The organism is Pelagibius sp., from assembly GCF_965249265.1.
Taxonomy (GTDB): domain Bacteria; phylum Pseudomonadota; class Alphaproteobacteria; order Kiloniellales; family Kiloniellaceae; genus Pelagibius.
Map to the genome: position 1 here is coordinate 285454 of NZ_OZ252224.1, position 14082 is coordinate 299535.

Annotated in this window: 14 protein-coding genes and 1 tRNA gene; 8 read left to right on the forward strand and 7 right to left on the reverse strand. The window is 63.6% G+C overall.

Annotated features, from left to right (window positions below; translation table 11 throughout):
• Window positions 1–93 precede the first annotated feature (93 nt).
• A complete protein-coding gene (locus ACP146_RS01420; protein ID WP_422364980.1) occupies window positions 94–990 on the forward strand; it encodes a LysR family transcriptional regulator in 897 nt (298 codons plus the stop codon).
• 153 nt (window positions 991–1143) lie between these two features.
• Here ACP146_RS01420 and ACP146_RS01425 read toward each other — a convergent pair whose 3' ends face one another.
• Window positions 1144–3306 carry a methyl-accepting chemotaxis protein gene (locus ACP146_RS01425; RefSeq protein WP_422364981.1) on the reverse strand — a complete coding sequence of 721 codons (2163 nt, stop codon included), beginning with the start codon at window positions 3304–3306 and terminating at the stop codon, window positions 1144–1146.
• A 469-nt stretch (window positions 3307–3775) separates the two neighbouring features.
• Here ACP146_RS01425 and ACP146_RS01430 point away from each other — a divergent pair, with 469 nt between their 5' ends.
• Complete coding sequence (locus tag ACP146_RS01430; protein WP_422364982.1) at window positions 3776–4336, forward strand: HNH endonuclease; 561 nt, start codon at window positions 3776–3778, stop codon at window positions 4334–4336.
• A gap of 43 nt (window positions 4337–4379) precedes the next feature.
• Here ACP146_RS01430 and ACP146_RS01435 read toward each other — a convergent pair whose 3' ends face one another.
• The 3 genes from ACP146_RS01435 to ACP146_RS01445 all read right to left on the reverse strand — a co-directional run bounded on the left by ACP146_RS01435 (window position 4380) and on the right by ACP146_RS01445 (window position 6233).
• The gene (locus tag ACP146_RS01435) at window positions 4380–4973 is read right to left on the reverse strand and encodes a demethoxyubiquinone hydroxylase family protein (protein ID WP_422364983.1); all 594 of its coding nucleotides are present in this window, start codon (window positions 4971–4973) and stop codon (window positions 4380–4382) included.
• A 36-nt stretch (window positions 4974–5009) separates the two neighbouring features.
• Window positions 5010–5525 (reverse strand): disulfide bond formation protein B, encoded by a 516-nt coding sequence (locus ACP146_RS01440; RefSeq protein WP_422364984.1) that lies wholly within the window; start codon window positions 5523–5525, stop codon window positions 5010–5012.
• Window positions 5526–5651: 126 nt separating this feature from the next.
• A complete protein-coding gene (locus ACP146_RS01445; RefSeq protein ID WP_422364985.1) occupies window positions 5652–6233 on the reverse strand; it encodes a YqaA family protein in 582 nt (193 codons plus the stop codon).
• A gap of 193 nt (window positions 6234–6426) precedes the next feature.
• Here ACP146_RS01445 and ACP146_RS01450 point away from each other — a divergent pair, with 193 nt between their 5' ends.
• The gene (locus ACP146_RS01450; protein WP_422364986.1) at window positions 6427–6831 is read left to right on the forward strand and encodes a nuclear transport factor 2 family protein; all 405 of its coding nucleotides are present in this window, start codon (window positions 6427–6429) and stop codon (window positions 6829–6831) included.
• Window positions 6832–7034: 203 nt separating this feature from the next.
• Here ACP146_RS01450 and ACP146_RS01455 read toward each other — a convergent pair whose 3' ends face one another.
• Window positions 7035–7538 (reverse strand): cold-shock protein, encoded by a 504-nt coding sequence (locus tag ACP146_RS01455; protein ID WP_422364987.1) that lies wholly within the window; start codon window positions 7536–7538, stop codon window positions 7035–7037.
• Window positions 7539–8290: 752 nt separating this feature from the next.
• Between ACP146_RS01455 and ACP146_RS01460 the strand changes: the two genes are divergently transcribed.
• From ACP146_RS01460 to ACP146_RS01475, 4 genes are all read left to right on the forward strand, one after another.
• Window positions 8291–8377, forward strand: a tRNA-Leu gene (locus ACP146_RS01460).
• A gap of 194 nt (window positions 8378–8571) precedes the next feature.
• Window positions 8572–9201: a GTP cyclohydrolase I FolE gene (gene folE, locus ACP146_RS01465; protein ID WP_425032145.1), complete on the forward strand. Its 630-nt coding sequence runs from the start codon at window positions 8572–8574 to the stop codon at window positions 9199–9201.
• Window positions 9202–9246: 45 nt separating this feature from the next.
• On the forward strand, window positions 9247–10050 hold the full coding sequence (locus ACP146_RS01470; protein WP_422364989.1) for an SDR family oxidoreductase: 804 nt from the start codon (window positions 9247–9249) through the stop codon (window positions 10048–10050).
• 136 nt (window positions 10051–10186) lie between these two features.
• On the forward strand, window positions 10187–10702 hold the full coding sequence (locus ACP146_RS01475; protein ID WP_422364990.1) for a hypothetical protein: 516 nt from the start codon (window positions 10187–10189) through the stop codon (window positions 10700–10702).
• A 67-nt stretch (window positions 10703–10769) separates the two neighbouring features.
• On the opposite strand, the gene ACP146_RS01480 is transcribed toward ACP146_RS01475, so the two are convergent.
• Window positions 10770–11873: a cis-3-hydroxy-L-proline dehydratase gene (locus ACP146_RS01480; RefSeq protein WP_422364991.1), complete on the reverse strand. Its 1104-nt coding sequence runs from the start codon at window positions 11871–11873 to the stop codon at window positions 10770–10772.
• A gap of 179 nt (window positions 11874–12052) precedes the next feature.
• On the opposite strand from ACP146_RS01480, the gene ACP146_RS01485 reads away from it, so the two are divergent.
• The gene (locus tag ACP146_RS01485) at window positions 12053–13144 is read left to right on the forward strand and encodes an ATP-binding protein (RefSeq protein WP_422364992.1); all 1092 of its coding nucleotides are present in this window, start codon (window positions 12053–12055) and stop codon (window positions 13142–13144) included.
• Window positions 13145–13279: 135 nt separating this feature from the next.
• Here the strand turns inward: ACP146_RS01485 and ACP146_RS01490 are convergent, their stop codons facing one another.
• Window positions 13280–13963, reverse strand: coding sequence for a response regulator (locus tag ACP146_RS01490; protein WP_422364993.1), 684 nt, complete (start codon window positions 13961–13963; stop codon window positions 13280–13282).
• Window positions 13964–14082: the final 119 nt, after the last annotated feature.

A 14082-nucleotide genomic window follows, 5' to 3' on the forward strand; every position in this document is an offset into this window, starting at 1 on the left:
ATTTTCCAGCCGACTTGAAGCGTCGATTTACGTATAGTGTCTATGCAGAAACATATAGGCTTGTTAAGGATTGCAGGTGTTTGGAGGGGCGGCGTGCGGGATTGGGACGATTACCGCTATTTCCTGGCGGTTGCGGAGAGCGGCAGCCTCTCGGCTGCCGCCCGTCTGCTGGGGGTGGCCCAGCCGACGGTGGGCCGGCGCATTGCCCAGTTGGAAGAACGCATTCAGGCGCGGCTCTTCGACCGCTTGAACCAGGGGTATCAGCTGACGGCGACCGGCCGCCGCGCGGTCGAGGCTGCGGCCCGCATGCAGCGCGATGCCTTCAACATCGAACGGCTGGTCGAGGGGGCGGATACGGCGCTTGCTGGCCGTGTCGGCATCGCCACGGCCGAGGGTTTGGGGACGTTCTGGGTTTCACCGCGGCTGGCGGCGCTGCAGCGCGCCTATCCGGCGATCGAGGTGGAACTGCTGACCGGGGTTTCCGCCCATGACCTGCTGCGGCGGGAGGCGGACATCGCCCTGCGGATCGGCAATCCGCGATCCGATCAGTTGATCGGCCGGCGGATCGGCCAGGTCCACTGCGGGCTCTACGCTTCCATCGCCTACCTCTCGGCCCACGGCAAGCCGGAGACGCCGGGCGATCTGGCCGACCATCACATCATCGAATCGGTGCGGGAGACCGCCGATCTGCGCCAGGCAAGGCGGCTGAGAAGCCTGGCAAGAGACGCCAAGGTTGCCCTGCGCTGCAATTCGATCATCGTGCAACTTGCGGCGCTGCGTAATGGGGTCGGCATCATGGCTTTGCCGCACTATATGGCGCGTGAGGACAACCGGCTGGTCCAGTTGCTGCCGGAGAGCTTCGACGTGCCGATCGATCTCTGGCTGCTGTCGCACCGCGACCTGCGCCGGACCGCGCGGATCCGGGCGGTGCTGGATTTCATCATTGCCGAGGCGGCGGCCGACCCGGACTTGCGGATTGGCCGCCGCTAGAGTGGACCATGTCTCGTCGGAACCATTTCACGGTTTTGACTAGACATGTGATCTCACTTTGGGAGACTCAGTCGTCGGCAAAAAGGCCGGGCGAGCCCGGCCTTTTGTTGCAGCACCCTGCGGTCATGGATTTGCATCCATGCCGCTGCGTCTTCAGGCTGCACGCAGTCCTTCCAGGAAGCTGTTGACCTCGCCGCGCAGTTTTTCCGACTGCTGGGAAAGTTCGTCGGATGCCTCCAGGACATGGCTGGCCGCCTTGGTGGTTTCCTGGGTCGCCTCGGTCACTTCACCGATGTTGGACGTCACCTCCTGAATGCCGTTGGCGACCTGCTGGGTGTTGCGCGAAATCTCGGTGGTTGCCGCGTTCTGCTCCTCCACCGCAGAGGCGATGGCGGTGGCGTTCTGGCTGATCTCCCCGATGATCTTCTGGACACTGCCGATAACCGTGACGGTTTCGTTGGTGGCCGCCTGCATGCCGTTGATCTGGGCGGAAATCTCCTCGGTCGCCTTGGCGGTCTGGTTGGCGAGGGATTTCACCTCGTTGGCGACCACCGCGAAGCCCTTGCCGGATTCTCCGGCGCGGGCGGCCTCGATGGTGGCGTTGAGCGCCAGCAGGTTGGTCTGTTCGGCAATGTCCTGGATCAGGTTCACCACATCGCCGATCTTCTGTGCCGCGCCGGCCAGACTGCGTACGGTCTCGTCGGCCTTACCGGCTTCGTCGGTCGCCCGGCTGGCGACATCAGCGGAAAGACTGACTTGGGAAGAGATCTCGCTGATCGAGCTGGACAGTTCCTCGGCGGCCGAGGCAACGGTCTGCACGTTGGAGGCGGCGCTGTCGGCTGTCTGCGACACCAGTGTCGAACGCTCGTTGGTCCGTCCGGCGGTCGTGGACATTGATTCAGCCGTGCCGCGCATCTCCACCGTCGCCGAGGCCACGGAGTTCAGGACGACAGAAACGGTTTCGTCGAACTTCTGGCTCAGCGCTTCCACCTGCTGGGCCCGCTTGGCCTTCGCCTCTGCCTCATCAGCCTGCTGCTTGGCAAGACGCTCGGCTTCGATGGCGTTGTCTTTGAAGACCTCAACGGCCTTGGCCATCTCGCCGATCTCGTCGCTGCGATCGCGGGCCGGAATGTCGATGGTCTTGTTGCCTCCGGCCAGTTCCCTCATGGCTGTGGTCATGGCGGAGATCGGCGACACGATTCCGCGTGCGACGAAGAGCCCGGTGGCGGTGATGATCAGCAGGACAACACCACCCAGCATCAGCGAGTTGTTGCGCATCTGGGCAACGCCGGCGAAGACCTCTGCCTCTTCGGCGTCCGCGACCAGAGCCCAGCGGGCATCGAGGAAGTCTACAAAGCTATAGGCCGTGACCATGTCCTTACCCTCAGGGCTGGTTTCATAGGCGACGCCGTGCTGGCCGCTCAATGCCTGGGCCACCGCATCGCTGTCGACGCGCTTCTGCAGGATGGTCGATTCCTCGCTGAAGCGCGAATCGCTGCGCATCATCAGATCGCTGCCGACGATATAGGTCTCACCGGTTTTGCCGAGGCCGGCGGTGTTCTGCATCACAGCATTCATATTGTCGATCGGCATCTGAAAGACCAACACACCGGCGTGGTTCCCGGTATTGTCATGCAACGGGGTTGATATGAAGGCAGCCGGTGCACCGTGGCTGGGCGCATAAGGTGCAAAGTCGAAGAAGGCCTGGAAGTCCGCTTTCGTGCTGGCCATCGCTGCCCGATAGGCGTTGCCGAGATCGGTGTCACGATATTCGCCCTGGGTCAGATTGGTCGCGTAGTCCAGCTCCTTGTAAACCGTGTAGACGAGGTTCCCCTCGGCATCGAAAAGGAAGATGTCGTAGTAGCCGCGCTCCCGCAGGAACTGCCGGAACCAGGGATGGTGGCGGCCGTGAATCGCGCTGTAGCTCGAGTTGTCGGGGGCTCTGTCGAGCTCTTCCTTCTGACCGGTCGGGTGCGGATTGTCGGTGATGTAGAGCTGCTGAAGTGTGCGCTCCGGATCGTCGCCAAGCTGATGCCAAGCCGCGCTGAATTCCGCCAGGGCATGGTGCGTCGTTTCGCTGCCGGCCAGAATGCGCAGGTCCTGGCGTATCGTTGCCAGATAGCCGCTCAGAGCGGCCGCCCGCACCTCGGTCAGGGCGCTGAGCTTGCGTTCGGCTTCTGCGCTGATGGTGTCGGCCGCCTTGAAATAGCTGGCCAGACCGATTGCCAGAGCCGAGACCAAGGCGGCGGTGACGATCACCAGGGGAATTTTGCGCGACAGTCCCAGATGCCTAGCTGTTCCCGCAGTGATTGGCATTGATTTCCTGGTACCCAGTTTCATTGCTCTCATGATTCTGCACCCGAATTCTGTTGTGCACACATACGGCGGCGATCAGAGGCTGGACCCAGGCGTATATGCGGCGTCGAATACTTATTTATATAAGCAGTTAGTGAATTATAGTTTAATGATTATAGTAGTTAGGCAATAGGATTATGCTATTCAGGGTAGTACCTTGGCGGCCGCCCGGCAGTCTCCCGCGGTCGGTCCCGGGTTGCTTAAACTAAAAGTATCCAGAATTTTTTTGAGAGGGCATCGAGGGATTGGCGGACTTATGCATCTTTCGCTGAAGTCCCGTTTTCGGGGCCGCATTTGTGAATCTTCGGTGAAGCCTGCGGGAAGTGAATCCCCATATCTTGTATGTGGCTCCGGCATTTAGTATCTATTGGTGGTCTATTGGCTTGGCGACTCAGCCATGGAACGAAGCTGAAGGAGAAAGGACCGGATGATGACCGGTGCCGCTCAACCCCATCCGGCGCTCGTTCTCAACGCAGACTTCCGTCCGTTGAGCTATTTCCCTCTGTCGCTCTGGTCCTGGCAGGATTCGATCAAAGCCGTATTCCTGGAAAGAGTGAACATCGTGTCGGAATACGACACGGTCGTACGCTCGCCGACCTTCGAAATGAAGCTGCCCAGCGTCATCGCCCTGAAGCAGTACGTCAGCCTGGACCGGCGGCCGGCCTTCACCCGCTTCAACGTGTTTCTGCGCGATCACTTTCAGTGTCAGTACTGTGCCGATGCGCTGCCCGCGGAGGAACTGACCTTCGACCACATCGTGCCGCGCTCGCGCGGCGGGCGAACCTCCTGGGACAACGTGGTCACGGCCTGTCAGGACTGTAACCTCGTCAAGGCCAACAGGCTGCTGGAGGAGACGGGAATGGCCCTTATGAGACCGGTGAAGGAGCCGACGACCTATCAGCTCCAAGAAAACGGCCGTTCCTTCCCGCCAAATTTCCTTCATGAGAGTTGGCGGGATTTTCTTTACTGGGACAGCGAACTGGAAACCTGAGGCGGACTTTCCGCCGGCTGGCGCCGCTGGCAGTGACAGGATTTCAGATGCGGGTGGAAAGCCAGATGGCCAGACGCGACCCGGCTTTCACCACGCCGCTCAGCGCTTCGTAACCGGTTGCCTCTTCGGCGCCGTGATCCAGGCCGATGTCGCGGTGCTCCAGTTCCTCGGCGCGAAAGGTCTCGATGGTGTCCTTCAACTCGCCCTGCGTCTCGTCCAACTGTTCGGCCTGATCGGCATAGTGTTCGTCGATCACCTCTTCCACCGCCACGGTGCAGGCCATGGCCGCCTTCTCGCCCATCAGCGCCGTGGCGGCGCCGAGCGCGAAACCGGCGATGTGCCAGACCGGCTGCAGCACCGTCGGCCGGACCCGGTTTTCGACCAACAGACGCTCGAAAGTTTCCAGGTGCTTGGCTTCCTGCTCGTGCATGTGGCGGATCGTCGGCGCCACCGGTGAGCGGCCCAACACCGCAAGCTGGCCTTCATAGATCCGCCGGGCGCCGTATTCCCCGGCATGGTCGACCCGCAGCATGCGGGCAAGGCGCTCCGCATCATCGGGATCGCCGGGCAGATAGGTGCCGGGCGCCGGCCCGGCCCGGCCCGTGCCCTCTCGATCGCTGTCGTCTGTTGCAGTCATGCTTGGCCTCTTTCCGGTGTTTCTTCTGATTCTTACTTAGTCCGCGGCTCGGGCACTGAAACCGGCTCGTAGTGCCAGCGCCGCCAGCACCAGCGAGGCGATCAGATTGTAGCCGGCAATGGAAATGCCGAACAGGGACCAGGCCACGGCGTCGCAGGGCGCGAAAGGCTGGTTCAGCAACAGCTCACGCAGCTCATCGACCGTGGCATCCGGCGGCAGGCCCGGCGCGCTGCAGGAATCCAGGCCTTCCCACCACTGTTGCTCCACGCCGACGTGGAAGGCGGAAAGGCCGGCCCCGGCCAGAAAGGCTAGACCCGCAGCGGTCAGTGCGGCCCGGCGTGCGCCCTGGCGCCCGGCCAGCAACAGCGCCGCCAGCGCGGCGGCCAGCGCCACGCCATAGGCATAGCGTTGATAGACACAGAGAACGCAGGGGTGGAGCCCGCCCCAATACTGGGACGCGAAAGCGGTTCCGAGGGCACCCAGGCAGGCCAGGGCCAGCAGCGCCGGCCACAGTCGGGGGGAGGGATGTCGCGGCATCGAAAGCGTTGTCACTAAGCCAGGGTCCTTCGTTTTCTTCGCGGCGACCACTTGCGAAGGCGGGAGCTTACCGGCTCCCGCCCGACAGGCCAAGGCGGGGCGCCGTTATGCCCCAGCGCGCCGAGGTCCGTATCCGAGCCGCTAGAACAGATAACGCAGCGCGACAAAGCCGGCGAAGAGCAGCACGAAGAACAGGGTTGCGAGCCAGGGCAGGTAGCGCTCGATGAAGCCGCGGATCGGCGGCCCGAACTTCCACAGCAGCGCCGCCAGGATGAAGAAACGCAGGCCGCGCGACAGCACCGAAGCAATGGAGAAGACCACCAGGTCCAGACTCATCACGCCGGACATGATGGTGATCACCTTGTAGGGAAAGGGCGTGACGCCGGCGCCGGCGACGATCCAGGCGCCCCATTCCTCGTATTGCTGCTGGAACTCGGCGAAGCGGTCCAGGTAGCCGTAGAAGGCGACGATCGGCTGGCCGATGGTATCGAACAGCAGCGCGCCGATGGCGTAACCGGCAAGCCCGCCGGCGACGGAGGCCAGGGTGCAGACCGCGGCGATCAGCCAGGCGCGGTGCGGCGCGGCCAGGATCATCGGGATCATCAGGATGTCGGGCGGGATCGGAAAGAACGACGACTCCGTGAAGGAAACAGCCGCCAGAACCCAGAGCGCATGGCGGTGGCCCGCCTGTTCCATGGTCCAATCGTAGGTCCGCCTCAGCACCGATTGCCGCTCCGTTTGCCTGCTGGTGTCCGTTCCCTGGCGGGAACCGTCCTGGAGAGACGGGCCGCGGCGCCGGAGACCGCTCCCTTTACCAGGGTCACTTGCCACGGGCAACCGGCCGGGGAAAGTGTTAGCCTTGCTGCCGGCTTTGATGTCCGGATTTTGATTCATTACCGGCCGCCCGTGGGAAAGCATGCAGGAACACGCCGACGTTCTCTTTGCCAATGACACCTTCTACTTCGCCTTTCAGGTGCGGGATTTGGCGGCGATGGACCGGCTTTGGGCCGAGCGGGCGCCGGTGGCCTGTATCCATCCGGGCTGGCCGGTGATCACCGGACGGGAAGAGGTGATGCAGAGCTGGGCGGCGATCCTCGCCAATGATTCGGCGCCGGCCATCACTTGCCGCGGCGCCCGGGCCTACCGCTACGCCGACAGCGCTTTTGTGACCTGTTATGAGCTGATCGGCGCCAACCTGCTGGTCGCGACGAATGTTTTCCTGCGCGAAGCGGAAACCTGGCGCATGGTTCATCACCAGGCCGGACCCTGCAACGCGCCGCCGGGCGAACTGCCGGAAGAAGAGGAAAGCAGCCTGCAATAGCGGGCCCGCGAAGAAATCGGGAAAGCGGCTCAATCATGCTTCGAGACGGCCTTTCAAGCCTCCTCAGCATGAGGCTGACTTGAACGCGGTGATAAGCGCCTCATGCTGAGGCAGCCCCGTAAGGGGCTGTCTCGAAGGATGGCCGGAGGCTCCCCGGTCTCCCCGCTGCTTCTCCTTGCCGGGGCCCGCTTTGCGGCAGCCCGCTAGAGCAGTTCGACGTGCTCGGCCATGGGGCCTTTCTGGCCCATGCGGGTCTGCAGACGCACCCTTTGATTGGGCTCCAGCGCGGTCAGGCCGAAACGCTCCAGCGTACGTCCGGAAACGAAGACGTCTTTGCTGCCGTTATCCGGAATGACAAAGCCGAAACCCTTTTCCGCATTGAAGAACTTGACGGTGCCCTCAACGGTCTCGGTTTCGCCGCCACCGCCCTGGAAATCGCTGGGTGGTGCCGCCGGCGTTGATTCCACCCGGTGGATCTCCGCAACCTGCAGACCCTTGCGGCCCTGCATCAGGTCACAGACGATCGTCGTACCTTCCATGAACTCGCGGTTGCCGGAACGCTCCACCACCGAGATGTGCAAAAAAGCATCCGGCGCCCCGTCGTCCAATTGAACAAAACCAAAGCCTTTTGTCACATTGAACCACTTCACCACGGCGGTCACTTCGCGGTGGGTGATCTCCTGCGACTCGAAATCATGATCATTCATCACAACGGCTACTCCAACCCTTTCCGGGAGAGTTCCAGCCGCAACCAGCGGGCTTGGGTCCAGCAGGCCATGTGAGGAGATCTGCGTTGCACGGCGCTGTCTCGCGCTTCTTCATTCCTCAGCCAAGCGTTTCGCTTCACCGATCGTCCCCGGGGGTGGCGGGCGTTCCGCCGGATCGCGCAAAGGCGGGGGCGGCCGCTCATCCCATCAGCCACGATCTTGCGTGGTTGCGATGCCAGTATCTTCCCGTTACGACACCAGGGGTCAGCCAGCCTCCGGCCTGCCTAGTGTCCATCCCTCATCGAACTTCCCCACTCGTAACTCCCGCCCAAGCCCCGCTAAACTGCGGTCCTGAGCACCTCCGGGCACCCCCTACCTCGGGCGCCATAAGGCCGCACGGCTGCGCCGCTTCGATGACGGGCTTAGATGAAGCGACCGAAAATCAGCTAGTCGCTTGCCGCATGACTTGATCATTTAAGCCTGACTCCAGAACCAGTTCCATAGAAAAGCGTGCGGGTTTCAGGCCCCTGCAACCCTCGTAGACCGACGAACCACAAGATGTTGGGGGTCTTGCCGAGAGGACGACAATCCCGCCGCCGATGTCTGCTGAGGGTAAGACGATTGGGGCATGGCGCGCCGCAGAGAGCGGTTGCCAAGGCCGCGCCCCCGGCTATGATGCGCCGCGCCGGTCCCGGGAACCCGATTCCCCAGAATTTCGGTTCCCCGGGGCCCGCAGACGGCAGCGACGCTGGGCCCCTGTGGCGGAATTGGTAGACGCGACAGACTCAAAATCTGTTTCTCGCAAGGGAGTGCCTGTTCGAGTCAGGCCAGGGGCACCAACCGCAAAGGCCGTTCACCCTCCCCCTTAACGCAAGACCTGACCCCATTTCTTGACACGGGACGACCGGATCAGTTGGGTCCTTGGGCTTTTGCCGCGCTCTCGCCACTCCGCCCTTGCGCTTTCCGGCTCAGCTTGCTTGGAATCGCGGCGCGGCGGCCTATCTCATGGCTTGCGATGTGAGCGGAGGAATCGATGATGAGTAAGGTACAGGACGTGCGCCAGGCGCTGGCCGAGGAGCGCGAGGCCTCGGCGGCGCGGCGGCCGGACCGGGCCGAGGCGGAAGAGGCGGTGCGCACCCTGCTGCGCTGGGCCGGCGACGACCCGGCGCGCGAGGGCCTGCTCGGCACCCCGGACCGGGTGGTGCGGGCCTATGAGGAGTTTTTCGGCGGCTACCGGACCGACCCGGTGGAAATGCTGCAGCGGACCTTTGAGGAGACCGACGGCTACGACGAGATGGTGCTGCTGCGCGACATCCGTTTCGAAAGCCACTGCGAGCATCACATGGTGCCGATCATCGGCGTCGCCCATGTCGCCTATTTCCCGCGCACCCGCGTGGTCGGCATTTCCAAGCTGGCGCGGGTGGTGGAGGTCTATGCCCGCCGCCTGCAGATCCAGGAAAAGATGACGGCGCAGATCGCCAATACCATCGAGGCGGTGCTGCAGCCCCACGGCGTCGCCGTGGTGATCGAGGCGAGCCATCAGTGCATGACCACCCGCGGCGTGCACAAGCCCGGCACCGCCATGGTGACCAGCCGCATGCTGGGCGCTTTCCGCAACGACCCCAAGACCCGCCAGGAATTCCTCGGCATGATCGGCAAGTAACCCGTCTGCAGTTTGCAATTGTCACCCCATGACCAAATAGACGGTATGACAGAAGTGCAGGACAAGGCACCTGATCCCCGGTTGCCGCGCGCGGCGCTGGTGACCGGCGGGGCGCGGCGGATCGGCGCAGCCCTGGTGCGCGACCTGGCGCAGCAGGGGTGGAAGGTGGGCGTGCACTACCGCGCCTCCGGCGAAGAAGCGGCGGCCCTCTGCCGGGAGATCGCAGAGGCCGGCGGCGAGGCGGTGGCCCTGCAGGCCGATCTGCGCGACGAGACGGCAACATCCGGCCTCATCGCGGAGGCGAGCGCCGCGCTCGGTCCTCTCGGCCTGCTGGTCAACAATGCCTCGATCTTCGAATACGACGATGTCGAGACCGCCGACAGAGAGTCCTGGCAGTCCCATCTCGATATCAATCTGCGGGCGCCCTTTGTGCTGACCCAGGCCTTCGCGGCCGCCCTGCCGGAAGATGCGCAGGGGCTGGTGGTGAACCTGCTCGATGCGCGGGTCTGGAACCTCTCGCCGCGCTACATGAGTTACACCCTCTCGAAGTCGGGGCTCTGGACCCTGACCCAGACCCTGGCCCAGGCCCTTGCGCCGAAGGTCCGCGTGAACGGCATCGGGCTGGGTCCGACCCTGCCGTCAAACGGCCAGAGCGGCGAAGACTTTGCGGCGCGGCGCAGCCGCCTGCCGCTGCAAAACACCCCGGCCCTGGCGGAGGTCGCGGCAGCGCTGCGGTTCCTCATCGCCGCCGGCTCGATGACCGGCCAGATGGTCGGCCTGGACGGCGGCGATCATCTCACCCGCGCCGATGTCGGCAGCGACCCTGTTAACGGCCACAGCAACGGCTAAGGCCCTAAGCTCTGCCGTTTTCCGTCTCCCATCACCGTCTTGTGAAGCAAAGTTCGTCGCCGCGGCAGGGATGGGCCGCCACCTCATCTGCGTAGAACTCTGCAAGGTCGGACCAGTGAGAGACCAGGAGATGGCAATGAAAGCGACGAAACATAAGATAGTTTCCCTTTCCCTCGCGACGGCGCTGACCTTCGGCGTTTTTGGAAGTTTCTTTGCGGTGTCGGCGCCTGTGTCGGCGGCATCCCTGTCGTCCGGCTTGCAGTCGGCGGTGCCGCTAAACCATGCGGCGGTGGGTGAGGCCGGGGTGGTCAAGGTTCATCATTTCAAGCGCCACCATGCAAAGCGCCATCACTTCAAACGCCATCACGCGAAGCGCCACTTTAAGCGCCACCGTTTCAAGCGTCATAAGGGACATCACGCGAAGCGCCGCCATTTCCACCACCGCCATCTCAAGGGCAAGCTTCACAGTCATCACCGCGGCCATTCCCCGCGTCACGGTTATGCGGCACGCGGCGGCTGTCATGAGGTTACCAAGGTCGGCCATCGTCACGGTCAGAAAGCCTTGATCGGCGGGGTGATGTGTTACGACAGCCATGGCCGCGGGTATGTGGTCAAAGGCAGCCGCTACGTGATCCGCTATCTGCATCACTAGCGGTATTGACGGGCCTTGAAGCGTACCCGTGCCGCAAAACAGAGAACGCCTAGGCGCGGTCTCGAATTCAGGTGGCCGTAAAGACCGCTGCGCCCAGCACCGCGTCGTGCGGAGTGACACCCAGGCCGGGCTGCAGGCTGGCGGCCATGGCGCCGTCGCGGCGCTGCGGGGCGCCCTCGGCGATGCTGCGGGTTACGTAGCTGTTGAAGTCGGTGGCGGTGAAACGCAGCGCTTCCGGCGTGGAGTGGGCCAGTGCGGCGATGGCCGCGGTGGTGATGTCGCCGCCCCAGGAATCTTCGATGGTCATGGCGATCCCCAGCCTGACACAGAGATCGCGCAGTTGCCGCGCCCTGGTAAGACCGCCGAGCTTGCTGAGTTTGATGTTGATCGCGTCCATGGCGCCGTCGCGGTGGGCGCGCAGGAAGCTCTCGACATCGACGATCGACTCGTCGAGCACGAAGGGTTGGCGGCAGGCGCGGCGGACCGTCAGGCACTCCTCATAGCTGGCGCAGGGCTGCTCGATATAGATGTCGAGGTCGCGCACGGCGGCAACGACGCGGCGCGCCTGATGCGGCAGCCAGCCGGTGTTGGCATCGGCGATCAGAACGTCGCCGGAGGTGAGTTGCGCCGCGGCGGCGCGGATGCGCTCGATGTCCTCGTCGGCCTCGCCCCCGACCTTCAACTGGAAGCGGCGATAGCCTTCGCTGCGGTATTGGCCGACCCGCGCCGCCATCGCCGCCGGATCTTCCTGGGAGATCGCGCGGTAGAGTGCGACGGTTTCGCCGAAGCGCCCGCCCAGCAGTTGATGCACCGGCAGGTCGCAAGCCTTGCCGAGGATGTCCCAGCACGCCATATCCAAGGCTGACTTGGCGGCGGCCTGGCCTTTCAGATGACGGTCCATGCGGTCGTTGACCGCGTCGATCGAGCGTGGATCGGTTCCGATCAGCGCCGGGGCCAGCTCGGCCAGGGCGGCGCGCACGCCTGTGGCGAAGGCGGGCAGGTAAACCGGGCCCAGGGGGCAGACCTCGCCATGGCCGACCAGGCCGCTGTCGCAGACCAGACGCACGACGGTGGAATCGAAAACCGCGACGGACTTGCCGCCGGCCCAGTTGTAACGGCCTTCGTGCAGCGGCAGGTCGACCTGGAAAACATCGATCTGGGTAATCTTCATGGCCGGCGCTCGGTCCTATTAAGGTGCTTGGATGCTCTGGATGTCGTCAGCGATCATGGCCGGTTTCGGCCAGGGTCCGGGAAAGAGACTCCGGGGATCGGGGATCACGGGTTCGTGAAAGATTCAAACTGTCTGGAAATCAGTTTATCATGATGATTCGCGATAAGGGAGTAGCCGCGTTGGATCAAGCGAGAGTGGGACCAAGGCGCAGTTTGCTGTTGGGGGCGGAACATCAGCTCCGTCAGCCGCTCAATGCCGTCAGCCTTCTGATTGGTGAACTCAGTCAGGGGATTTCCGGCCGCGACCGTGATGCGGTGATCGACGATCTGCGCTATGCGCTGAAGCTGAGCAACCGCTGGCTCGACTCCCTGGTCGAACTGGAAAAGGCCGGTCAGGGCCTGGTGGTGCCGGAACTCGCCGATGTCCATCTGGACGAGGTTTTCCCACGGCTGCAGGAGGACTTCGCAGAGAACTTCGAGGGGCTCGGCCTCGACTTTCGCGTGGTCCAGAGCAAGCAGGTGGTCCGCGCCGATCCGCACCTGCTGCGCCGGATCTTGACCATCCTGCTGGACAACGCCGCAAAGTTCACCCGCGAAGGCAAGGTCCTGATGGGCTGCCGGTGCGTGGGGGACATGGTCCGGATCGAGGTTTGGGATTCCGGCCTCGGCATGGCCGCTGACGAATGGCTCAGGGTATTCGATCCCTACTTCCGCTTGGAAAACGAAGTCCGGCCGCGCGAACGCGGGCTGGGGGTCGGCCTCACTCTGGCCCGCAAGCTGGCGGCCTTGTCCGGCGACCAGTTGGAGGTGGCCTCGCGGCTTGGAAGCGGCTCCTGCTTTTCACTCACCTTGCGGGCCGTCGATGTTAGCCGGCCACGGGTTCCCGTAGCACAACAACACTCAGGCTTACCGCCCAACCCTTTGGACGGCGCCGACATTCTGTTGTTGGAGGGGGACGAAGCCGCTCTGCTGTCCAATCATTTGGAACTCTGGGGCGCCTCGGTTCACCTGACCGCCGCTTCCAGGGCCGCGCTGGCGCAGGGGGTCGAGCGTCAGCCGCTGCTGGTTCTGGCCGACCATGAAGCTTTTGAGAATTGCGGCGGATGGGAACTGCTTGCCAACCTGCGCCGCCTCGGCGAAGACGTGCCGCCGGTTATTCTGGTCAGTGCGGACGCGGCCGCGCCGCCGGATGCCGGAGTCCACATTCTGCAGCGGCCGGTCAGGCCGGCACGCCTGCGCGCGCTCTGCCTGTTTGCCTTGGCGCCGCCGTAGGGTGGCCGTAGCCCTGGGCCGGACCAAGGCTTGAGCCCGGCAGAATCGTTCCCACCACCGGGGTTATCCAAAGCCGATTAATCGTCCTAGGCAGTCCGTCCGGCCAATACGCCGGAGAGCAGGACCGGCAGGGGATCAGAAGTTGGCGGCCTCGGCCTCTTCGTCCATGGCCTGCGCCTGTGCGGCAGCGCTGATGGCTGCCTGGGTGCGGCTGTCCAGGTTCAGGCGCTTGACGATCGCCGAGACGTGGACCCGGACGGTATGTTCGGAAAGACCCAGCGCTTCGGCTACTTGGGCATTCGACATGCCTTGGCCCAAGAGCTTGTAAACCTGAAGCTGACGCTTGGTGAGAGCCCCGGAGACGTCTTCCAGCGACTTGTCGTTGCCGAAGGCATAGACCGCCTGCTTTTTCGACGGGCTGCGCTGCTCCAGCAGGCGGCGCGGAAAGGCGACACCGCCGGCCAACACCGTCTGCAGGGCCGACTCCACTTCGTCGCTCTGCGAGGACTTCGGGATATACCCCATGGCGCCGGCCTCGATGCAGCGCAGGATCTCGTCGCGATCCTCGATCGCCGACATCACCACCACCGGCACCTGGGGCAGGCACTCGCGCATCGCCCGCAGGCCTTCGAAACGCTTCATGCCCGGCATCAGCAGGTCCAGGAGAATCAGGTCGAGGTCTGGGTTTGCCGAAGCCAGATCAAGGGCCTGGCGGAAGTCTGCCGCCTCCAGAAGCTCGCTGCCGCTTTCCAAACGATCAATCAGATGCCGCGCCGCGCTGCGGGTGATCCAGTGGTCATCGGCGTAGAGAACTTTCATGATTTAGCAAATCCTAATTTAACCGTACGAAAGCCTGAGAACCTTGCCTAAACTCTTGTCGTTCAAGTGTCGCGGCGCTGCTTGCGGGATGCGATGCGGTGCAGCAATTCTCAGACGAT